Source organism: Roseateles paludis, from assembly GCF_039872745.1.
Lineage (GTDB): Bacteria > Pseudomonadota > Gammaproteobacteria > Burkholderiales > Burkholderiaceae_C > Pelomonas > Pelomonas paludis.
In genome coordinates this window covers 65,411-83,692 of the sequence record NZ_JBDPZD010000007.1, presented here as the reverse complement: position 1 = coordinate 83,692, position 18,282 = coordinate 65,411, and the positions used below count along the sequence as shown (strand labels likewise).

Here is an 18,282-nt window from a genome sequence, read left to right as displayed (position 1 = left end):
GCGGCTTCCTTAAAGCGGCTGCCAGAAGCGCTCGAAGCGTGGCAGCCAGCGGCTGCCGTCTTCGCCGAGCATGTCCAGCGACGCCAACACGCGGTGCGCGCGCCCGATCAGCAGGCGGCGTGGCACGGGGCCGATGAAGCGGCTGTCGGCGCTGTTGTCGCGGTTGTCACCCAGCATGAAGTAGTGGCCCTCGGGGACGAGGGTCTCGGGCCAGTCGCGCGAGGCGCCGGCCTGCGGCAGCCATTGCACGGCGTGCGGGGCAGCGCCCGGCGTGCTTTGCTCCTGGGTGCCGATGGCATCCACCACCACGCCGGGCGCCAGCAGCTCGCCGTGCCGCTGCAGCGGCGCGTACTGGGCCGCCTGGCCATTGATCCACAGCACCCCGTCGCGCAAGGCGATGCGGTCGCCGGGCAGGCCGACGATGCGCTTGATCAGCCGCGTGCCGTCGCGCGGGGAGCTGAAGGTCACCACATCGCCACGCGCCGGCGCGCCGGTCTGCAGCAGCGAGACGTCGGTCAGCGGCACTTTGAGGTCGTAGGCCACGCGGTTGACCAGCACCATGTCGCCCTCCTTCAGCGTGGGGCGCATCGAGCCGCTGGGGATGGGGTTCCAGTCGGCGATGGCGGTGCGCATCAGGCCAAAGGCCAGCAGGAAGGCGAGGAAGCCACGGTTGTCGCGCAGCCAGAGGCTGAGTGAGGTTGGGGAGGTGTTCATGCCGCCAGTGTGGGCGGGCACGCCACCCCGTGGCTCAGCGCGTGGGCGAATGGCGGGCTGGCGCGCTGGCCGGCGGATCGGGCGGGCCAGCAGCAGCGGTGGCTGGTGCCTCGGGCTCCTGGGCCAGCCAGCGCAGCAGGGCGTCCAGCGCGGGCCGCGCAGCCCCGGCCTGGGGGTGGTTGACCAGGGCCACCACAATCAAGCGCCTGCCGTCACGCGTGTGCACGATGCCGCCCAGGGCGGTCGCGTCGCGCAGGGTGCCGGTCTTGAGATGGGCGCGCCCCAGGGCAGGCCCGTAGCGCGCCGGTTGGCGGGCGAGCGTGCCATCCAGCCCCGCCACCGGCAGCGAGGCCAGCCACTCGGGCATCCAGGGCTGCTGCCAGCCCCAGCGCAGCAGGGCGGCCAACTGAGCGGCGGTGACGCGCGTCTCGCGTGCCAGGCCTGAGCCGTTGACGAGGCGGCTCTGCACCCCGCCCGTGCGGCCACCATGGGTGTCGAACCAGGTTTGCAGCCAGGCGGCGGCTGTGTCGCTGTTGACCGGCGCCACGCCGGCCGCGCGCGCCAGGCTCAGCAGCAGTTGCTGCGCCATCAGGTTGCTGCTGTGCTTGTTCATGTCGCGCACCGCCTCGGCCACCGTGGGGCCGGGGATGCGCAGGGTCGGGGGCTCGGGCGGGGCCGGGCCCTCGCGCACATCGCCCCAGCGCAGGCCCTGTTCGCGCGCCAGTTGCGTGAGCAGCCGGGCCGGGTAGCTGGCCGGGTCGGGGTCGGCCAGGGTCCAGGCCTGCTCGCCGCAGGCCTGCGGGTAGCTGCCCGCAAAGCGCACGCGACCCCGGCTCCAGTCGAGCTTGAGGGCCTCGCGCCAGTCGCCACACGGCCCGCTAGCCAACGGCAGGGTCTGCGGCGGCTCGAACGGCGGCTCGGCCGTGATGCGCACCTGTTTGCCGTCGGGCCTGAAGTTGAAGGTGATGGACTTGGCCTGCAGCAGCAGGGCCTCGGGCTGGGCATTGCCCACGCGCCAGGGCTCGCCGTCGAAGTCGGCCGGGTCCCGCTTGTCGGGCGCAAAGGCGCTGCGGTCCAGCACCAGCGGGCCACGCACTTCGCGCAGGCCGTACTGGGTCTGTAGGCGGCGGAGCAGGGTGTTCAGCGGCTCGATCCCGAGCCGCGGGTCGCCCGAGCCCTGGATGGTCAGCGCGCCATCGAGCCGGCCTTGTTCGTCCGGCGCGCCTTGCAGCCACACGGGCGTCTGCCACTGCCAGGCTGGGCCCAGGGTGTCGAGCGCGGCGGCGCTGGTGATCAGCTTGACCAGCGAGGCTGGGTTGAGCGGCTTGTCGGCCTGCCAGGCCCAGCTGGGGCTGTCGGCGTCCAGGGGCTGCACAACGAGGCCCAGCGCCGTCGGCTCGATCTGCGCTGCACGCAGCGCGTTCAGCAGCACCGGGGGCAGGGCGCCAGGGGAGGCGGTGGCCGGCATGCCGACCAGTGCCAACAGCAGCCCGCTGCTGGCTCGCAGGCGGCGCCAAAGCGGGGTGCTGGAGCGTCTCTTCATGGGCCGAAGGCTACACTTTCCCGATGCCCGCGTTGTTGTCCCTGGATGCCTCGACCGAGACCCTGGCCGTGGCCCTCAGCCAGGGCGAGCGGGTCTGGGCGAGCGAGACCGCCGGTGGCGCTCAAGCCTCGGCCCAACTGCTGCCCGAAGTGCAGCGCCTCCTGCGCGAGGCTGGCCTGCAGCTGACGGACCTTGACGCCATCGCCTTCGCGCGCGGGCCCGGTGCCTTCACGGGCCTGCGCACGGCCTGCGCGGCAGCCCAGGGCCTGGCCTTCGGAGCCAACAAACCGGTGCTGGCCATCGACAGCCTGATGGTGGTGGCCGAAGACGCCCGGGCCCAGGGCGCGCGCGGCCTGGCCTGGGTGCTGGTGGACGCGCGCATGGGCGAGCTCTACGCCGCCCCCTATGCGCTGGACGATGCCGGCTGCCAGGCGCTGGCCGAGCCCGGGCTCTACAGCCCGGCTGCCTTGTTGGAGCGCCTGGCCGCAGAGCCCTGTGAGATCTTGGCCGGCAACGGCTTGCCCCTGCTGGGCGAGGCGGTGGCCGGGGTGCCCTGCATTCCACTGCTTGCCAGCCGTGCCCAGGCGCTGGACCGCCTGGCCCGTGCCGCCTGGGCGCGCGGCGAGCGGCTGGATGCCGCTGAGGCCCTGCCCGTCTATGTGCGCGACAAGGTCGCCCTGACCACGGGCGAGCGCGAGCAGCGTGCGGCCGATGCCGCCCTGTCTGCGCCATGAAGACCGCGCTCGCCCCAGCGGAGGCCCTCGCCTTCACCGCCCGGCCCCTGCGCGCCGCTGATGTGCCGCGCCTCATGCCCACCGAACGCGCGGCCTACAGCGTGCCCTGGACCGAAGGCAATTTCATCGACTCCATCGCGGCCGGCTACCACGCCGAGCTGCTGCTGGCGGCCGATGGCCGGCTCATTGGCTACTGGCTCGCCATGCCCGGCGTGGATGAGATGCACCTGCTCAACATCACCGTGGCGCCCGAGTTCCAGCGCCAGGGCTGGGCCGTGCGCATGCTGGACCGCCTCATCGCATGCATGCGCAGCCAGGGCCTGAACCAGCTGTGGCTGGAGGTGCGGGTCTCCAACACCCGCGCGCAGGATGTCTACCTCCGCTACGGCTTTGCCCAGGTTGGCCGGCGGCCTGCCTACTACCCGGCTGCGGGCGGTGGCCGTGAAGACGCGCTGCTGATGAGCCTGGAGCTGCCCGCATGAACTGGGACGCCCGCCAGCGCGCCATGCTCGAAGCCATGGGCTACCGCGTGCCCGCCGCGTCGGCACGCGAGCCGGGCCTGTCCGGCGAGGCCGCGCCGCCTGCAGCGCTGCCGCCGTCGTCACCGCCAGCGACCGCTGCGGCGCTGTCACCATCGCCTGCACGCGCTCCGGCGGCCAGCCCCGCCTCACCCAGTCGCTGGGATGAACTTGATGCCGACGGCCTGCGTGCCGCCGTGGCCGGCTGCCGTGCCTGCAGCCTGTGCGAGCAGCGCAAGCAGCCCGTCTTTGGCCGGGGCAGCGAGCGCCCGCGCTGGCTGGTGGTGGTCGAGCCGCCCGACGAGTCCGACGAAGCCGGCAGCGAGACCGCCGCCACCAAGCTGCTGGCCAATATGCTCGTGGCCGCCGGGCTGCGGCCCGACGAGGCCTTCATCACCCCCGTGGTCAAGTGCCGGCCCCCGCGTGGCCGTGCCGCCACTACCGAGGAGCTGGCGGCCTGCCAGGGCGTGCTGGCGCGCCAGGTCGCGCTGTTTCAGCCCGAACTCGTGCTCGCCATGGGGCGCCAGGCCGTGCAAGCGGTAACTGGCCGGAACGACCCCCTCGGTCGAATGAGGGGGGTGACCCTGTCCTATGGTGGCCGGCCGCTCGTCGCCACTTACGATCCAAGGTATCTATTGCGTGCGCCCGCCGACAAGGCTGGGGCTTGGGAAGATTTGTGTCTGGCTCGCTCCTTGAACCGTCCTCTGGCCGACGACCCGGCGTGAATCTGGCGCCGGTGACCGAGAGCCAATTGGCCGACGAGGTGGCTCGGTTCCGGCTGATCGCGGCCCACGTGCCCGCCTGGATCGCGCTCTACAACGCCGACGACAACCGCTGCATCTACGCCAACCGGGCCTATGTCGATGCCTTCGGCTTCACCGAGCAGAGCGTGCTCGGGCTCACCTACTGGCAGGTGATCGGCGACGCCGCGCAGGCCGAGATCAGCCAGATGGTGGAGCGGCTGCGCGCGGGAGAGTCCACCCGCTACGAGCGCCGGCTGCAAACCGCCGATGGCCGCTGGGTATGGATCGAGGGCCACCTGATCCCACAGTTCGACGCCCAGGGCCGCGTCATTGCGGGCTGCGTGATGATGAACGACATCACCCACTTCCGAGAGGCGCAGCGCATCGCCGCCGAGACGGAAACGCGGCTGCAGAAGTTCCTCGACGCCACCGTGGAGGGCATCGTCTTCCACGTCGACGGCATCATCACCGACGTCAACCCGCCGCTGTGCGCGCTGGTGGGCTACGCGCACAACGAGGTCGTCGGGCGCCCCACGCTCGACTTCGTGCCACCCGACGAGCGCCCCAAGGTGGCCGACGTGATCCGCAGCGGCGCCGAGACGCGCTACGAGTCCGCCATCCTGCACCGCGACGGCACGCGCATCCCGGTCGAGTTCATCGTGCGCACGCTGGAGCGTGATGGCGAGCGCCAGCGCATGTCCATCGTGCGTGACCTGCGCGACCGCCAGGCCGCGCAGCAGCGCATCCACTTCCTGGCCCACCACGACCCGCTGACCGGGCTCTACAACCGCACGGCCTTCATGGAGCACCTCGACGTGCACCTGCGCCGTGCCGAGCGCCACAACGAGCGTCTGGCCCTGCTCTTCATCGACCTGGACAACTTCAAGCGCGTCAACGACAGCCTGGGCCACACCCAGGGCGACCAGGTGCTGATCACCGTGGCCGACCGCCTGACCGCCGCGTTGCGTACCAGCGATGTGGTCGGCCGCTTCGGGGGCGACGAGTTCATGGTGCTGCTGCCCGATGTGGAGCGCATCGAGAACGTGCGCGTGGTACTTGATGCCCTGCTCAATGTCGTCGAGGTGCCGGTGCGGGCCGACGGCCGCGCGTTGACCGTCACGCCCTCCATCGGCGTGGCCATGTTCCCTGAGCACGGGCGCAGTGCCGCCGAGCTGATCCAGCACGCCGACACCGCGATGTACGGCGCCAAGCGCCAGGGCCGCGCCGGCTACGAGTTCTTCGACAGCTCGCAGGGCGAAGCCATCTACGCCGAGCTGGTGCTGGAGAGCGAGCTGTCCGTGGGCCTCACGCGTGGTGAGTTCGAGCTCTTCTTCCAACCGCAGGTCGACGCCAAGACCGGCAAGCTGGCCGGCGCCGAGGCGCTGCTGCGCTGGCGCCACCCCACGCGTGGCCTGCTCTCGCCTGACGCCTTCATCAGCGTGGCCGAGCAGCACCGCCTGATGCTGCCGCTGGGCCAATGGGTGCTGCGCGAGGCCGCGCGCCAGACCGTGGCCTGGCGCAAAGCCGGCCTCGCTGAGGTGCCCATCGCCGTCAACCTGGCGCGCATGCAGTTCAACCTCGAAGGCTTTGCCTTTGCCGTCGAGAAGGTGCTGGCCGACACCGGCGCACGCGGCGAGTGGCTGGAGCTGGAGCTGACCGAGCGATTGCTGATCGACGACATCGACCACGCGCCCGACACCCTGCGCGCGCTGCGTCGCTTGGGCTTCAGCATTGCCGTCGATGACTTTGGCGTGGGCTACACCTCGCTCGCGCACCTGACCGAGCTGCCGCTCGACAAGCTCAAGATCGACCAGAGCTTTGTGGCCGGCCTGCCCACCAGCCGGCGCTCCATCGCCGTCACGCAGGCCGTGGTGCAGATGGCCCTGGGCCTGGGGCTCAAGGTCACGGCCGAGGGCGTGCAGAACCAGGCCCAGAAGGACCTGCTGGAGAGCTGGGGCTGCCACATGTTCCAGGGCTCGCTGATCGGGTCGCCCATGCCGGCCGATGAATTTGCGGCCTGGGCACGCCGGCACGCATGACGCTGGACGCGCTGATCCGCGCTGAGCTGCAGGCAGCCGGCGGCTGGCTGCCCTTTGACCGCTTCATGGCCCTGGCCCTGTACGCGCCGGGCCTGGGCTACTACAGCGGGCAGCAGCGCAAGTTCGGCCTCATGCCCGCTGGCGGCTCCGATTTCGTCACCGCGCCTGAGATGTCGCCGCTCTTTGGCCGCGCGCTGGCCGCGCAGGTGCGGCAGGCCATGGAGCTGACCGGGGTGCGCACGGTCGTCGAGTTCGGGGCTGGCAGCGGCGCCTTGGCTGAGCAGCTGCTGGGCGCGCTGGGCAGCCTGGTGGAGCGCTATCGCATCGTTGAGCTGAGTGCCAGCCTGCGTGAGCGGCAAAGCGAACGCCTGGCTCCGTTCGGGCGCAGCGTCGAGTGGCTGGACAGCCTGCCCGACACGCTGGAGGCCATCGTCGTCGGCAACGAGGTGCTGGACGCCATGCCCGTGCAATTGCTCGCCTTTGACGGGCAGGACTGGCGTGAGCGCGGCGTCGTGGCGGCCAGCGAGGGCTTTGCCTTTGCCGACCGACCGACCGATCTGCGCCCGCCACTGGAGCGCGCCGTGCCCGGCACCGTGACCGAGATCCACCCCCAGGCCGAGGCCTTCGTCACCACCGTGGGCGAGCGTTTGCGGCGCGGCGCGGCGTTCTTCATCGACTACGGCTTCCCCGAGGCCGAGTACTACCTGCCCTCACGCATCGGCGGCACCCTGATGTGCCACCAGGGCCACCGCGCCGACCCCGACCCGCTGGTGGCCGTGGGCCTCAAGGACATCACGGCCCACGTCAACTTCACCGGCATCGCGCTCGCGGCACAGGACACCGGCCAGACCGTGCTGGGCTACACCAGCCAGGCGCACTTCCTGCTGAACTGCGGGCTCGACGCCTGGATGGCCGCCGCCAGCCTGCCGGACCGGGCGATGGCCCACCGCCTGATCGCCGAGCACGAGATGGGCGAACTCTTCAAGGTCATCGGCTTTGCGCCGCGCGAGTTCGACGCCATCGGCTTTGCGCACGGCGACCGCACGCACACGCTCTGATCCCGGGAGCTGATTACCAGCTGCCGGTGTTGGGCATCGACGCCCAGGGCTCGGCCGGGGCCAGCGCGGGGCCGTCCTGCAGCAGCTCGATCGAGATGCCGTCGGGCGAGCGCACAAACGCCATGCGCCCATCACGCGGCGGGCGGTTGATGGTGACGCCCAGCTTCTGGAAGCGCTCGCAGGCCTCATAGATGTTGGGCACCGCATAGGCCAGGTGGCCAAAGTTGCGGCCGCCGGTGTAGCCGCTTTCGTCCCAGTTGTGCGTGAGTTCGACCTGGGCGGACTCATCACCCGGCGCCGCCAGAAAGATCAGCGTGAAGCGGCCGGCTTCGTGGTCGGTGCGGCGCAGCTCCTTGAGGCCGAGGCCGTCGCAGAAGAAGCGCAGGGAGGCGGAGACGTCGCTGACGCGAACCATGGTGTGGAGGTATTTCATGGGGGCGAATTCTCGTGGTTGGCCTTTGGCCGTGCGTTTGTGGGGTGGTTATTTGGGCAGTGGGTTGGTGGCATGGGCCTCGCCACCAACCATCACTCACAAACTCCAAGGCCAGGCCGACTCAGTAATCAAGCCACTCCAACGGCGCCACCAAGGCGCTGCCGCGCAAGCGCCCGATCAGCGCACCGACAAGGTCGATGTGGTTGTCAAAGCTCCCATGCGTCGGCTCGCTCTGGTCGTTGTTGCGCGTCGTGCACACCTTGGGACTGCTCACCACCTGCACGCGCGGGTGCCCGCCGTCGAGGGCGCCAAAGGCGGCCTGCCAGCGCTGCAGCTCGGGCAGGGTCTTGGGCTCCCATTGGTCGGTGGCGGTGCCGGCATAGCCCTTGAGCAGCGCCCGCTCCATGCCGAGCAAGGGCTGCTTGCGCACATCGTCGAGCGCGCGGGAGACGAGGTAGAGCAGGCTTTTGCCGTAGATGTCCACGCTGGGCGAGGGCAGGCCGTCGGCGCGCTCGTTGCTGTCGGACAGCACGGCCAAGCGCAGGCGGTCCAGCGGCAGCACGCCAGCCTGGGCGGCCTGGAGGTAGTGCTCGTTGGCAAAGCTGACCGAGCAGGCCGCTGCCCAGAGCTCGCAGCTGCTCACGGGGAGCAGCTGGGGGCCGCCGAGCTGGTCCAGCAGGTGCCCGATCAAGATGGAGCCGGCAGAGTGGCCCACCAGGTGCAGCTCGAAGCCGAGCCCCTTGGCGGCCAGGGCATCGCGCAGCGCGCGCAGCTGGGTGGCGGCTTCGTGCAGCACGTGGCCGGGCTCTTCGCCGCGTGCGGCGTTCTCGCGCATCTCGCTCCAGATTCCACGCCCGATGACGCGGCCGGTGGCCTCGATGGCGCGGTCCTTGGCATCGGACAGGATCTCGCCCAGGCCGCGCTGGGCGGGGCCATCGCCACTCAGGCGGCGCAGGCCGTCCTTCACCATGTCGGCAATCGTCTCGCCGGGGCCGGTCTTCCAGGTGATGAAGAGCGGGTAGACATCATTGGCCTCGAAGCAGGGCCCCATCACGCGGATGCGCTCGATGGACGCGGCCTCGTTGTTCAGGCCGCCGTGGCAGTAGAGGGCGAGCTTGAGCGTCTTGAGCTTGCGCGCCTTGAGCCAAGCCAGCGGCCGGGTGACGACGATCTCGGCGGCCAGCGCGCTGTGCTCGCTGCGGTCGCGGGTGAAGTCGGTCACCATCATCTGGCCGTCATTGCCCGAGACCAGGGTGTGGGCGTAGGCGGCCGGGGTGCTCCAGGGCTGGTAGGCGGTGTGGTTGAAGGGGTGGTCAAACGGCCACGGGTCGTCCGCCGGGTTGGCCGGGTTGCGCGCGCGGCCGGCCAGGGCGCCGAGTGGGCGGTTGGCACGGAAGCCGGCGTCGGCCAGCGCGCGGTCCTTGGCAGCCTGGCGCAGGCTCGCTGGGTCTTGCGGCACCCCGAGGGCCACGGCCCAGGCGTCGGTGCCGTTCACGGCCCAGTCGTCGTAGGGCAGGATGCCAAAGCCGCCGGCGCCCCACACGGGGCCCCAGGAGTTCTGCACGATGAAGCCGAGCTCGTTGTAGCCCACCAGGGCAAAGGCGTGGCCGCCGTTTTGGGTGGGGTCCTGCACCGGCGGGATCACCAGCGAGCTCAGGTCGGCATGGGAGCGCGGGGCCGGGCGGGGCTTCTTGACGGTGAGGGTGTCCCAGCCATCGTGCACGGTGGACGAGACGTAGATGGCGCCGATCTCGTTGATGGCGGCCTGCATGTCCACCACCGACTGCTTGTTGATGCGGTAGTACACGCCCAGCGGCCGGCGCGTGGCGTCCTCAGCCCAGCCGGGCTTGGGGCGCACGGCGCGGGGCTTGCCCTTGGCGTCCAGCTCATAGGGCCAGTTCTTGGCGGTGCACACGCCGTGCTTGTGCCAGCCCTTGAGGGCGCCGCGGCACGAGGAGCCGTCGTAGTCCTGCCCCGGCCATTCGTCGTAGTGCCGGGCGAGGTTGTAGAACATGCGCGGGCTGACCGAGGCCAGCTGGCTCTTGCCGTCCAGCGCCAGGTGCTGGCGCCACAGCAGGTAGTTGGCCACGCAGGCCAGGCCAAAGCCGGTGCAGGCGCCTTCCTGCCCCTGGTTGAGGATGAGGCCGGCCTCCACATACGACGGCAGGAAGCGCGCCATGTCCTCATTGCTCGGCAGCCTGGGCGGCAGCGAGCGCAGCGGCGGCGCATAGGCCAGGTCCCGGAAGTCAAAGCGGTCAGGCCGCGCATCCAGCGCGCGTGGCAGCGGCTTGTCGAAGGCGTCGGGGATGCCTTCGTCGTTCGGGTCGATGCTGGCGGGCAGCGGTGCAGCGGCGACTTTGGCCTTCTTGGCGTTCTTAGCCTTGGGGGCAGTGCGGGGCATGGCTTCTCCTAGATCGGGCGCGATGTTCGGCCCTCAAGCGTTGCCGGACAAGCCCAGCCGACCCCCACGAAGCGCGAGCCATCAAAAAAAGCAGTGGCAGCGCGAACCCAAATCCAGGCATGCCCTCTCTTAGCAAAGGAGGGCGCGCTCAGCACCTGGCTGCCCTCACCCTGTCCACCACGTAATTCAAGGAGATTTCATGTCTTTGCGCCTCACTCTTACCGGACTCGTCCTCGGTCTGGCGGCCCAACTGGCCCTGGCGGGCGAGATCAAGCCTTTCAGCCAGATCGAGTTCGATCAAATGCAGCGAGCCGGGCAACCGGTGCTGGTCGGTGTCGCGGCCGGTTGGTGCCCAACCTGCAAGGCCCAAAAGCCCGTCGTTGGCCAGCTGAGCCAGCAGCCGGCCTACAAGGATGTGACCGTGCTGGTCATTGACTTCGACGCCGACAAGGCCGCGCTGCCGCAGTTCAAGGCCACCATGCAGAGCACCTTGATTGCCTTCAAGGGCAGCAAGGAGGTGGGGCGCTCAGTGGGCGATGCCAGCCCCGCTGGCATCGAATCCTTGTTCAAGAAGGTCTTGAACTGATGGACTTCAGCCTGGCCACCTATGGGCTGGGTGCGGCAGCGGGGCTGCTGTCCACGCTGTCGCCCTGTGTGCTGCCGCTGCTGCCCATCTTGATCGGTTCGGCAGTTGCTGCGCACCCGCGCGCACCCTGGGCGCTGGCCGCAGGCCTGGCGTTGTCCTACGGCGTGGTGGGCACGGTGCTGGCGTCTGCGGGCTCGCTACTGGGCCTGTCGCCCGGGCTGCTGCGCGGCGTGAGCGCCGGCTTGTTGGCAGTGCTGGGCGCCGTGCTGCTTGTGGAGCCCCTGCAGCAGCGCTTTGCGGCGGGTCTGGCCGGCGTTGGGAATGCCGGCCAGCAATGGCTGCAGCGGCTCAGCCTCACAGGCCTGCGAGGCCAGTTTGTGGTGGGGCTGTTGCTGGGCCTGGTCTGGAGCCCTTGCGTCGGGCCGACCCTGGGTGCCGCAGTGGTCTTGGCGGCGCAGGGGCAGCAGTTGGCCCAGGTGGCCGCCTTGATGGGCCTGTTTGGCGTGGGCGCGGCATTGCCGGTGGTGTTGTTGGCCACCGTGTCGCGTGCGGCGATCGGGCCTGCACGAGGCCGACTGCTGCAACTGGGCAAGCAGGGCAAGCGTCTGATGGGGGCCGCGCTGCTGCTGGTGGCCTTGCTGATCCTGAGCGGCCTGGACAAGCACATTGAGACCTGGCTCACGGCACTCTTGCCTGCGTGGCTCAACCAACTAAGCACACGGTACTGACCGACACGACAATGAAATCAGCCTATGACGACCAGTCTGCCCCACGCTAACCTGGTGCTACACGCCCAGACCGGTGACCCCGCTGCCCTGAGCCGCCTGCTGGCGGTGTGCGCGGCCGACGCGCGGCGTTATGCGCGGCGCCACTGCCACGCCAGTGATGTGGACGACGCGGTCCAGGAGTCGCTGTTGATCGTGTCGCGCAAGATCAAGGGCCTGAAGGCGGCCGTGGCGTTTTCGTCCTGGCTGTTTGTGGTGATCCGGCGCGAGTGCCGGCGCCTGGAACGCCTGCTGACGCGGCATGAGGCCATCGACGACGAGGACGCGGCCATGGAGGCGCATCTGGCGCAGCGCGGTGATGCGGCGCTGCGCATTGACCTGGCGCGGGCGCTGGAGTCGCTGCCGGCGCACTACCTGGAGGTGGTGCTGCTGCGCGACTTCGAGGAGCTGACCATCGCCGAGATCGCGGCGCGCTTGGGGGAATCGGTGGCGGCCATCAAGAGCCGCCTGCACCGCGCGCGCGAACTGGTGCGCGAGTACCTGCTCAGCCCAGCGGCCTGAAGCCCAGCCACAGGCCGTGCAGCCAGAAGGCCATCACCGCCCAGGCGGCGGTGCCGGCCACGACGGTGAGCGCCGTGCCCAAGGCCGTGCCGGCGGGCGGGGCGGGTTCGTTGCGGCGGCGCGCGGCGCGGAAGACGATGATGGACCAGAGCAGGAAGCTGCCGAAGAGCACTAGGTCGGCCAGGGTGTTGTTGGCGACCAGGTGCGCAAAGGCCCAGGTCTTGACGCCCAGCGTCATCGGGTGCTTCAGCTTGGCCCGGATGTGATTGCGCGGCACATGAAAGGCCGCCACCAGGATGAAGGCCACCAGGGTCAGCAGTGCGGCCAGGTGGTTCATGCCCGGGATGCGCGGCCAGAGCTCGACGGTGTTCAGCCGCGCGATGCTGAAGCCCCAGACGATGAGGCCGAAGCCCACCAGGGACACGGCCGTGTAGGCCAGCTTCCAGCCATTGGCACCACGCTTGGCGATCTGCGCGGCGCGCCACTGCGGCGCCAGCGCGTGGCTGAGGTGGATACCCAGGAACAGGGCGAGTCCGACGCAAAGGGCGATCATGCAAGAGCTCCAGCGAATGTTGTGGCGCGATTATTGGCGCGCCGTCAAGGCAGCTCGGCCGGGATGGGCTGGCCCAGCATCCATTGCACGATGGCAGCCACGACCGGGCCCTCGACACCCAGATAGCCGTGCGCACTGAAGGCCTCGCAGGGTTCTGACCGCGCGGGCTCGCCACCGTGCACACTGATCAGCTGCTGCCCTGGCGTCACACGGCGCAGCTCGGCGTAAGGCGTGACGTTGCAGGCGTCGTCCCGGTGGTGCACAAAGAGCAGACGCGCGGTGATGCGCCGCCAGTCAAAGCCGACGAGCCCGGGGTTGGCGCGGTTGGCGGCGATGACGCTGGAGGTGAGCACCACGCCGTCCACCGCCGCCCCGAGTGCGGCGCCGGCATACGCGGCGGACACGGTGCCGCGGCTGGTGCCGATCAGGTAGACCGGCAAGGCCGGGTGCTGCTCGCGCAGCGCGGCCACGACGCGGCGAACGTCTTCGGCGTGGCGCTCGCTCATGCGGTAAGGGTCGTTCATGCCGGCCTGGTCGGTCGGCACATCGATGACGGCGGTGGCGACGCCGAGCCGGTTGAACTCGCTGCGCGTGCGCACCAGGAAGTTGGCGCCGGGCGTGGGGATGCGCTTTTGCAATCCCACCACACCCTGGCCGCCGTTGAAGAGCACCGCCGCCACACGCGGTGGCACGCTGGCGTCGTGCCCGAAGAGCACAGGCAGCTGTGCCCCGCCGTGGCTGGGCAGCAGGCTGACGGACTCGAGGGTCTGTGCGGGCGCCGTGGCCCCGGCGGCCAGTGCCGCCAAGGCAATGAGCGCCCGCTTCAGGGTCACGGCTTGGCCGCGTCCGCCAGGCCCGGCACGAACTCCGCGCCGTGCTTGATCTGCGCGCTGGACTGCTTGACCGTGTCAGCCAGCGGCTCCACGCGGCCACCCAGGCATTGGCCGAGGAAGGATTCGGCAACCGCGTTGAAGCCAATGCGGTTGTTGGGCTTGGCAAAGCCATGGCCTTCGTCGGGGTAGAGCACGTAGGTGACCGGGATCTTCTTGGCCTGCATGGCGGTGACGATCTGGTCGCTCTCGGCCTGCTTGACGCGGGGGTCGTTGGCGCCCTGGCCGATCAGCAGCGGCCGCACGATCTGGTCGGCCTTGTAGAGCGGCGAGGCGGCGCGCAGGATGGCCTTGCCTTCGTCGGTGGTCGGGTCGCCCATGCGGCTGTAGATCTGCTTGCGGCCGGCCTCCCAGTAGGGCGGGATGGTGGCGAGCAGGGTTTCCAGGTTGGACGGGCCGACGATGTCCACCGCGCAGGCAAAGGTGGTGGGCGTGAAGGCCACGCCCGCCAGCGCCGCATAGCCACCGTAGCTGCCGCCCATGATGGCGACCTTGTCGGCCGTGGTGACGCCTTGCTTGACGGCCCAGGCCACGGCGTCGAGCAGGTCGTCGTGCATGGTCAGGCCCCACTGCTTGTTGCCAGCGTTGAGGAACTTCTTGCCAAAGCCGGTGGAGGCCCGGTAGTTGACGGCCAGCACCGCGTAGCCGCGGTTGGCCAGCCACTGGTGGTAGCTGTTGTAGCCATAGCCGTCACGCGCCCAGGGGCCGCCGTGGACGAAGAGCACCATGGGCACGGGCTTGTCGGCCTTGCCGTCGCCGTCCTTGTCGGCGCCCTTGGGCAGGGTCAGGTAGCTGGGCAGGGTCAGGCCGTCGCGCGACTTGATCTCGACCGGCATCATCGGCACCAGCGGGGCGCCGACCAGGGCGGGGCGCGCGACGTAAAGCTCGGTCAGCGTCTTGGCCTTGCGGTCGAAGAGGTAGGTGGCCGCGACCTGGGAGACCCGGTCGATGGAGACGATCCATTTGTCGTCCGCGCGGGTGCGGCTGCCGACGATGACCTCGCCCTTGCCCAGCTGCTTTTGCAGCCACTCGAAGTCGGCCTTGAGGCTGGCATCGAGGAACTTCCACTCGTTGACCAGGTAATCGACCGCATAGGCCTGCACCACGCCCGTGACCGGGTGGCGCAGCGTGCCGCCGAGGTCGGCGCGCGGGTCAGCCCCGATCAGGCTGCGCTTGCCGGTGGCCACGTCTTCAGCAAACACGGCCGTGGTGTCGCGCTCGCGCGAGTCGGTCCAGTACAGGGTCTTGCCATCGGACGTGAAGCCCAGCGGCGAGGTCGAGACGTCTTCCAGCCCGGTGGAGACGACGGGCTTGTCGGCCACCTTGCCGTCGGTGACGGTGAAGTAGTCCATGCCGCCCGCCGCGTTGGGCCGTGCGGCCATGCGCACTTGCAGGTCGTTGTCGCTCACAAAACCCGCATAGCCGTCGGCCTGCATGACGAGCTTGAGCTCGCCCGTCTTGAGGTTGAGCAGGTAGACGTCGTGCCAGCGCGGGTCGCGGTTGTTGATGCCGACCAGCATCTCGTCGAGCCGCTTGGTCGAGCCACCGATGGTGCTCACGCGCACCTTGTCGAAGGGCGTGTAGTCCTGCCGCGCGCCGGTGTTGACGTTGACGCCGTAGAGCCGGAAGTTCTCGTCACCACCCTTGTCCTGGACGAACACCACCTGCTCGCCATTGCCCGACCAGCCGTAACCGGGGATGGGCCGGTCCTTGGAGTCGGTCAGGGGCTTGGCCTGCGTGGGCTGGTCCACCGGCGCGGCCCAGACGTTCATCACGCCATTGAGGGGCGCCAGCCAGCTCAGCCACTTGCCGTCGGGGCTGAGCTGCGCGCCCGATTTGACCGGGTTGCCAAACAGCGCGCTGCGGGCGATCAGGGGCGTGTCGCCCATGTCGACCTTGGCCTGGGCCAGCACGGCCGGCGCAGTGACGAGGGCTGCCAGCGCAAGGGCGGCGGGGAGGGTGCGGAGCAGGTTCATGGAACAACCTCGACGAGAAGGTAGAAAACCGATCATTAAAGGCCGGTCCGGCTGGGCTGGCCAAAAGACACGGGGCAGGCTGTGAATGGCCCAGAGCCCCCATGTGCATCATGTCTTGCCGATCACCAGCCAACGGGGCGGGTTCAGGCGCGTGGCCGCCGCGAAGGTCAGGCTTTGGCCGCGAGCCAGGATGATGTTGCCCGAGCCTTCGACGCCAGAGATCCGTAGCTGGCTGGTCAGCGACTTGATGACCAATACACGGCCCTCCCGAGCGCCATCGCCAGCGGCGTTGAGCGCGGGGAGACTCAAGCTGCCATCGATCAGCACGACGAGCAGTTGGTCGGTGTCCAGCACCTGCAACTGGTTGGCGGACTGGACCGTGCGCGTGGTCAGCGTGGCCGCCGGTGTGGGGGCGGCTGGTGCAGGCGTGGCCACGACCTGGCCGGTGGCGCGGTTCCAGCCCAGCAGCGTGTCGGCCGGGGTGTTGCCGGCTGCGGTGAGGTTCAGGCCGTTGAAGCGCGGGCTGGCAGCCGGGTGCAGCGGCTGTACGGTGTTGAGCGTAACGACCTGGCCTTGGGTCACGGCTGTGAGCGAGGGCGGCTGCGCGGCCGAGCCCGCGGCGACGATGGTGAGCGACGGCGCCGGCGCGGGTGCCGGGGCCGGAGGTGCGGTAACCGGGGGCGGCGCCGTCACGGGCGCCACGATGCAGGCCGAAAGGGTCAGGGCAGCTGCGGCCGACAGGGCGGCGCCATTCAGGGCAGGGCGGTGGGACATGGGCAAAGGCTCCGGGTGCGCTGCCGGCGCGAGGGCCCCGGTCAGGCCGCCTATTGTGCGCAGCCTGGGCCGCGCATCCATCCCCATCAAGCGCCGCGCGCCGTGCGCTCAGTCGGCGATGCAGGTGCGGTTCTTGCCCGTGTGCTTGGCCTCGTAGAGGGCCACGTCGGCGCGGTCCAGCGCGGACTCAAGCGTCTCGCCGGCGCGGTAGAGCGTGGCGCCGGCCGAGAAGGTCACGAAGACCTCCTTGCCTTCATGCTCGAACAGGCTCTTGGACAGCGAGCGCTGCAAGCGCGTCAGCACCTGCACGGCTTCGTCGAGCGGGGTATTGGGCAGCATCAGCACAAACTCTTCGCCGCCGTAGCGCGCCACCATGTCGCCGGGGCGCAGCGAGGCTTGCGCGCGCTCGGCCAGGGACTTGAGCGCGATGTCGCCGGCATGGTGGCCGAGCGTGTCGTTGAGCTTCTTGAAGTTGTCGATGTCGAGCAGGGCGAGCGCGATCAGTTGCTGCTCACGCTCGGCCTTGGCCTGCTCGATGCCGAAAGCCTGGATCAGGCCACGGCGGTTGGCGATCTGGGTCAGCTGGTCGGTGTGGACTTCCTCGGCCAGGCGGCGCAGCTCGCCCTCCAACTGTTCGACGCGCTGGCTCAGGGCCATGGCCTTGTCGTGCTCCAGGGTCAGGCGGCTTTGCGTCTGCGAGACCAAGCTTTGCACGCTGCGGCTCTCTTCGACCATCTCGCGCACGGTGCCCGCCAGGCTCTCCAGCGAGTCGGCGCGCTCGATGGCGTCGGCATAGCGGCCCACGTGGGTGGAGAAGCGGTCGGTGTGCTGGCCCAGCTCGCCCAGCTCGGTCAGCATGCGCTGGATCAGGGCCTTGAGCGACTCGTGGGCCCGGGCCCGCTCCTCGCGCAGGCCGCGCTGGCGCTCGCGCGTGGCGGCCAGCAGTTCGGTCACGACGCGCACCCCTCGGCCTGACAAGCCGTGCGAGAGCGTGTTGTCGATCGCGGCGGACTGGCCGCGCGCCCAGGAGTCGTCTTCGGCCAGATCGACCAGGCTGCGGCTGAGCTCGCGGCACAGGCCGCCGAGTTCGTTGAACAAATGGCGGCGGTGATCCAGCAGGTGGCGGGCACGCTGGCACAGCGCAGCCATCTGGCTGGCGCGCTCGGGGCTGGCGCCGTCGCGGCGCAACTCGTCCTGCGCGGCATCCAGCGCGCGGATCAGGCCGTCGGCATCACTGGCCTCGCCGGCCTGGGCGCTGGGTTTGCGCAGCGCGTGGCGCACGGTGTCGCCCAGCTCCTGGCTGACATCGGGCCAGGCGGGGTTGGTGGCGGCGCTGCTGCTGTTGCTGCTGCTTGCGCTGCTGGTGCCGAGGAAGTCGCGCATCGGGTCGCCGCGCGGGGCCTCCCGCGTGCCCACGCGGCTGAGCGTGGCGAAGTCCGTGCCGGCGCCGGTGTCGGTGCCGATGTCAGCGAGGAACTGGCTGGGGTTGTCGGTGGTGTCAGCCGACTCGACCTCGCTGCCTTCAGAGTCTTTGTCCCAGCTGGCAATCAGCTGGCCCATGCGCTTGACGATCTTGCTGCTGTCGTTGCGGGTCAGCTCCAGCACGCGGGCGACGCCGTCCTTCTTGCGGCCCAGGGTCCACTGGCGGCCGCCGCGCTCCAGGCCGCGCACCAGGCGCTCCAGCATCTGGGCCAGGGCTTCGGCCTGGGCACCGGGGCCGGCAGACTCGTGCAGGCGCTCGACCTGGCGCACCGCGTCTTCCCAGCGCTGCTCGCGGATGAGGTTTTGCAGGTCCTGCCGGGCGCTGCCGGGCGGCACGCCCAGGTTGACCAGGCGGCCCAGCAGGGCGATCAGGCGCTCGGGTGGCGCGGTGTTGCCACCCACGGGCGCGGGGTCGGTGCCGGCCTCGATGGCGTAGGCGCGGGCGTAGTTTTCGGGGGTGGGCTCGAGCCGGGCCTGGGCGATGCGCTGCAGCGCAGCCTTGGCCAGTTGGGCGGGCAGGGCAGCAGGTTTGTTCACCGGGCTTCAGCCCCT

At 70.0% G+C, this 18,282-nt stretch carries 17 protein-coding genes; 8 read left to right on the top strand and 9 right to left on the bottom strand.

Features of this window, described 5'->3' with window-relative positions:
• Positions 1–9 precede the first annotated feature (9 nt).
• Complete coding sequence (gene lepB, locus ABDJ85_RS18565) at positions 10–714, bottom strand: signal peptidase I (RefSeq protein ID WP_347706296.1); 705 nt, start codon at positions 712–714, stop codon at positions 10–12.
• A gap of 34 nt (positions 715–748) precedes the next feature.
• Positions 749–2,257, bottom strand: coding sequence for a D-alanyl-D-alanine carboxypeptidase/D-alanyl-D-alanine endopeptidase (gene dacB, locus ABDJ85_RS18560; protein WP_347706295.1), 1,509 nt, complete (start codon positions 2,255–2,257; stop codon positions 749–751).
• A gap of 23 nt (positions 2,258–2,280) precedes the next feature.
• On the opposite strand from dacB, the gene tsaB reads away from it, so the two are divergent.
• Genes tsaB through ABDJ85_RS18535 form a run of 5 tightly spaced genes read left to right on the top strand, consistent with a single transcriptional unit; the run spans position 2,281 to position 7,349 of the window.
• The gene (gene tsaB, locus ABDJ85_RS18555; RefSeq protein ID WP_347706294.1) at positions 2,281–2,991 is read left to right on the top strand and encodes a tRNA (adenosine(37)-N6)-threonylcarbamoyltransferase complex dimerization subunit type 1 TsaB; all 711 of its coding nucleotides are present in this window, start codon (positions 2,281–2,283) and stop codon (positions 2,989–2,991) included.
• Entirely contained in the window at positions 2,988–3,473 is a 486-nt protein-coding gene (gene rimI / locus ABDJ85_RS18550) for a ribosomal protein S18-alanine N-acetyltransferase (RefSeq protein ID WP_347706293.1), read from the top strand. Before tsaB ends, rimI begins: the two co-directional genes overlap by 4 nt.
• Positions 3,470–4,234 (top strand): uracil-DNA glycosylase, encoded by a 765-nt coding sequence (locus tag ABDJ85_RS18545; RefSeq protein ID WP_347706292.1) that lies wholly within the window; start codon positions 3,470–3,472, stop codon positions 4,232–4,234. Before rimI ends, ABDJ85_RS18545 begins: the two co-directional genes overlap by 4 nt.
• Positions 4,231–6,291, top strand: coding sequence for a putative bifunctional diguanylate cyclase/phosphodiesterase (locus ABDJ85_RS18540; protein ID WP_347706291.1), 2,061 nt, complete (start codon positions 4,231–4,233; stop codon positions 6,289–6,291). Before ABDJ85_RS18545 ends, ABDJ85_RS18540 begins: the two co-directional genes overlap by 4 nt.
• A complete protein-coding gene (locus ABDJ85_RS18535; RefSeq protein ID WP_347706290.1) occupies positions 6,288–7,349 on the top strand; it encodes a class I SAM-dependent methyltransferase in 1,062 nt (353 codons plus the stop codon). The genes ABDJ85_RS18540 and ABDJ85_RS18535 overlap by 4 nt, the downstream gene beginning before the upstream one ends.
• A gap of 13 nt (positions 7,350–7,362) precedes the next feature.
• Here the strand turns inward: ABDJ85_RS18535 and ABDJ85_RS18530 are convergent, their stop codons facing one another.
• Entirely contained in the window at positions 7,363–7,782 is a 420-nt protein-coding gene (locus ABDJ85_RS18530) for a VOC family protein (RefSeq protein WP_347706289.1), read from the bottom strand.
• Positions 7,783–7,903: 121 nt separating this feature from the next.
• Positions 7,904–10,183, bottom strand: coding sequence for a C1 family peptidase (locus tag ABDJ85_RS18525; protein WP_347706288.1), 2,280 nt, complete (start codon positions 10,181–10,183; stop codon positions 7,904–7,906).
• Positions 10,184–10,382: 199 nt separating this feature from the next.
• Between ABDJ85_RS18525 and ABDJ85_RS18520 the strand changes: the two genes are divergently transcribed.
• From ABDJ85_RS18520 to ABDJ85_RS18510, 3 genes are read left to right on the top strand one after another with little or no spacing between them, the layout of a single operon-like run.
• Entirely contained in the window at positions 10,383–10,769 is a 387-nt protein-coding gene (locus ABDJ85_RS18520) for a thioredoxin family protein (protein ID WP_347706287.1), read from the top strand.
• The gene (locus ABDJ85_RS18515) at positions 10,769–11,497 is read left to right on the top strand and encodes a cytochrome c biogenesis CcdA family protein (protein WP_347706286.1); all 729 of its coding nucleotides are present in this window, start codon (positions 10,769–10,771) and stop codon (positions 11,495–11,497) included. Before ABDJ85_RS18520 ends, ABDJ85_RS18515 begins: the two co-directional genes overlap by 1 nt.
• 24 nt (positions 11,498–11,521) lie before the next feature.
• A complete protein-coding gene (locus ABDJ85_RS18510; RefSeq protein WP_347706285.1) occupies positions 11,522–12,055 on the top strand; it encodes an RNA polymerase sigma factor in 534 nt (177 codons plus the stop codon).
• On the opposite strand, the gene ABDJ85_RS18505 is transcribed toward ABDJ85_RS18510, so the two are convergent.
• The 5 genes from ABDJ85_RS18505 to ABDJ85_RS18485 form a co-directional block, all read right to left on the bottom strand.
• The gene (locus tag ABDJ85_RS18505) at positions 12,039–12,608 is read right to left on the bottom strand and encodes an NnrU family protein (RefSeq protein WP_347706284.1); all 570 of its coding nucleotides are present in this window, start codon (positions 12,606–12,608) and stop codon (positions 12,039–12,041) included. The genes ABDJ85_RS18510 and ABDJ85_RS18505 overlap by 17 nt on opposite strands.
• Before the next feature lie 44 nt (positions 12,609–12,652).
• Positions 12,653–13,441 carry a serine aminopeptidase domain-containing protein gene (locus tag ABDJ85_RS18500; RefSeq protein ID WP_347706283.1) on the bottom strand — a complete coding sequence of 263 codons (789 nt, stop codon included), beginning with the start codon at positions 13,439–13,441 and terminating at the stop codon, positions 12,653–12,655.
• A complete protein-coding gene (locus ABDJ85_RS18495) occupies positions 13,438–15,474 on the bottom strand; it encodes a S9 family peptidase (protein WP_347706282.1) in 2,037 nt (678 codons plus the stop codon). Before ABDJ85_RS18495 ends, ABDJ85_RS18500 begins: the two co-directional genes overlap by 4 nt.
• Before the next feature lie 108 nt (positions 15,475–15,582).
• A complete protein-coding gene (locus ABDJ85_RS18490) occupies positions 15,583–16,248 on the bottom strand; it encodes a hypothetical protein (RefSeq protein ID WP_347706281.1) in 666 nt (221 codons plus the stop codon).
• 108 nt (positions 16,249–16,356) lie between these two features.
• Positions 16,357–18,267, bottom strand: coding sequence for a GGDEF domain-containing protein (locus tag ABDJ85_RS18485; RefSeq protein WP_347706280.1), 1,911 nt, complete (start codon positions 18,265–18,267; stop codon positions 16,357–16,359).
• Positions 18,268–18,282 lie beyond the last annotated feature (15 nt).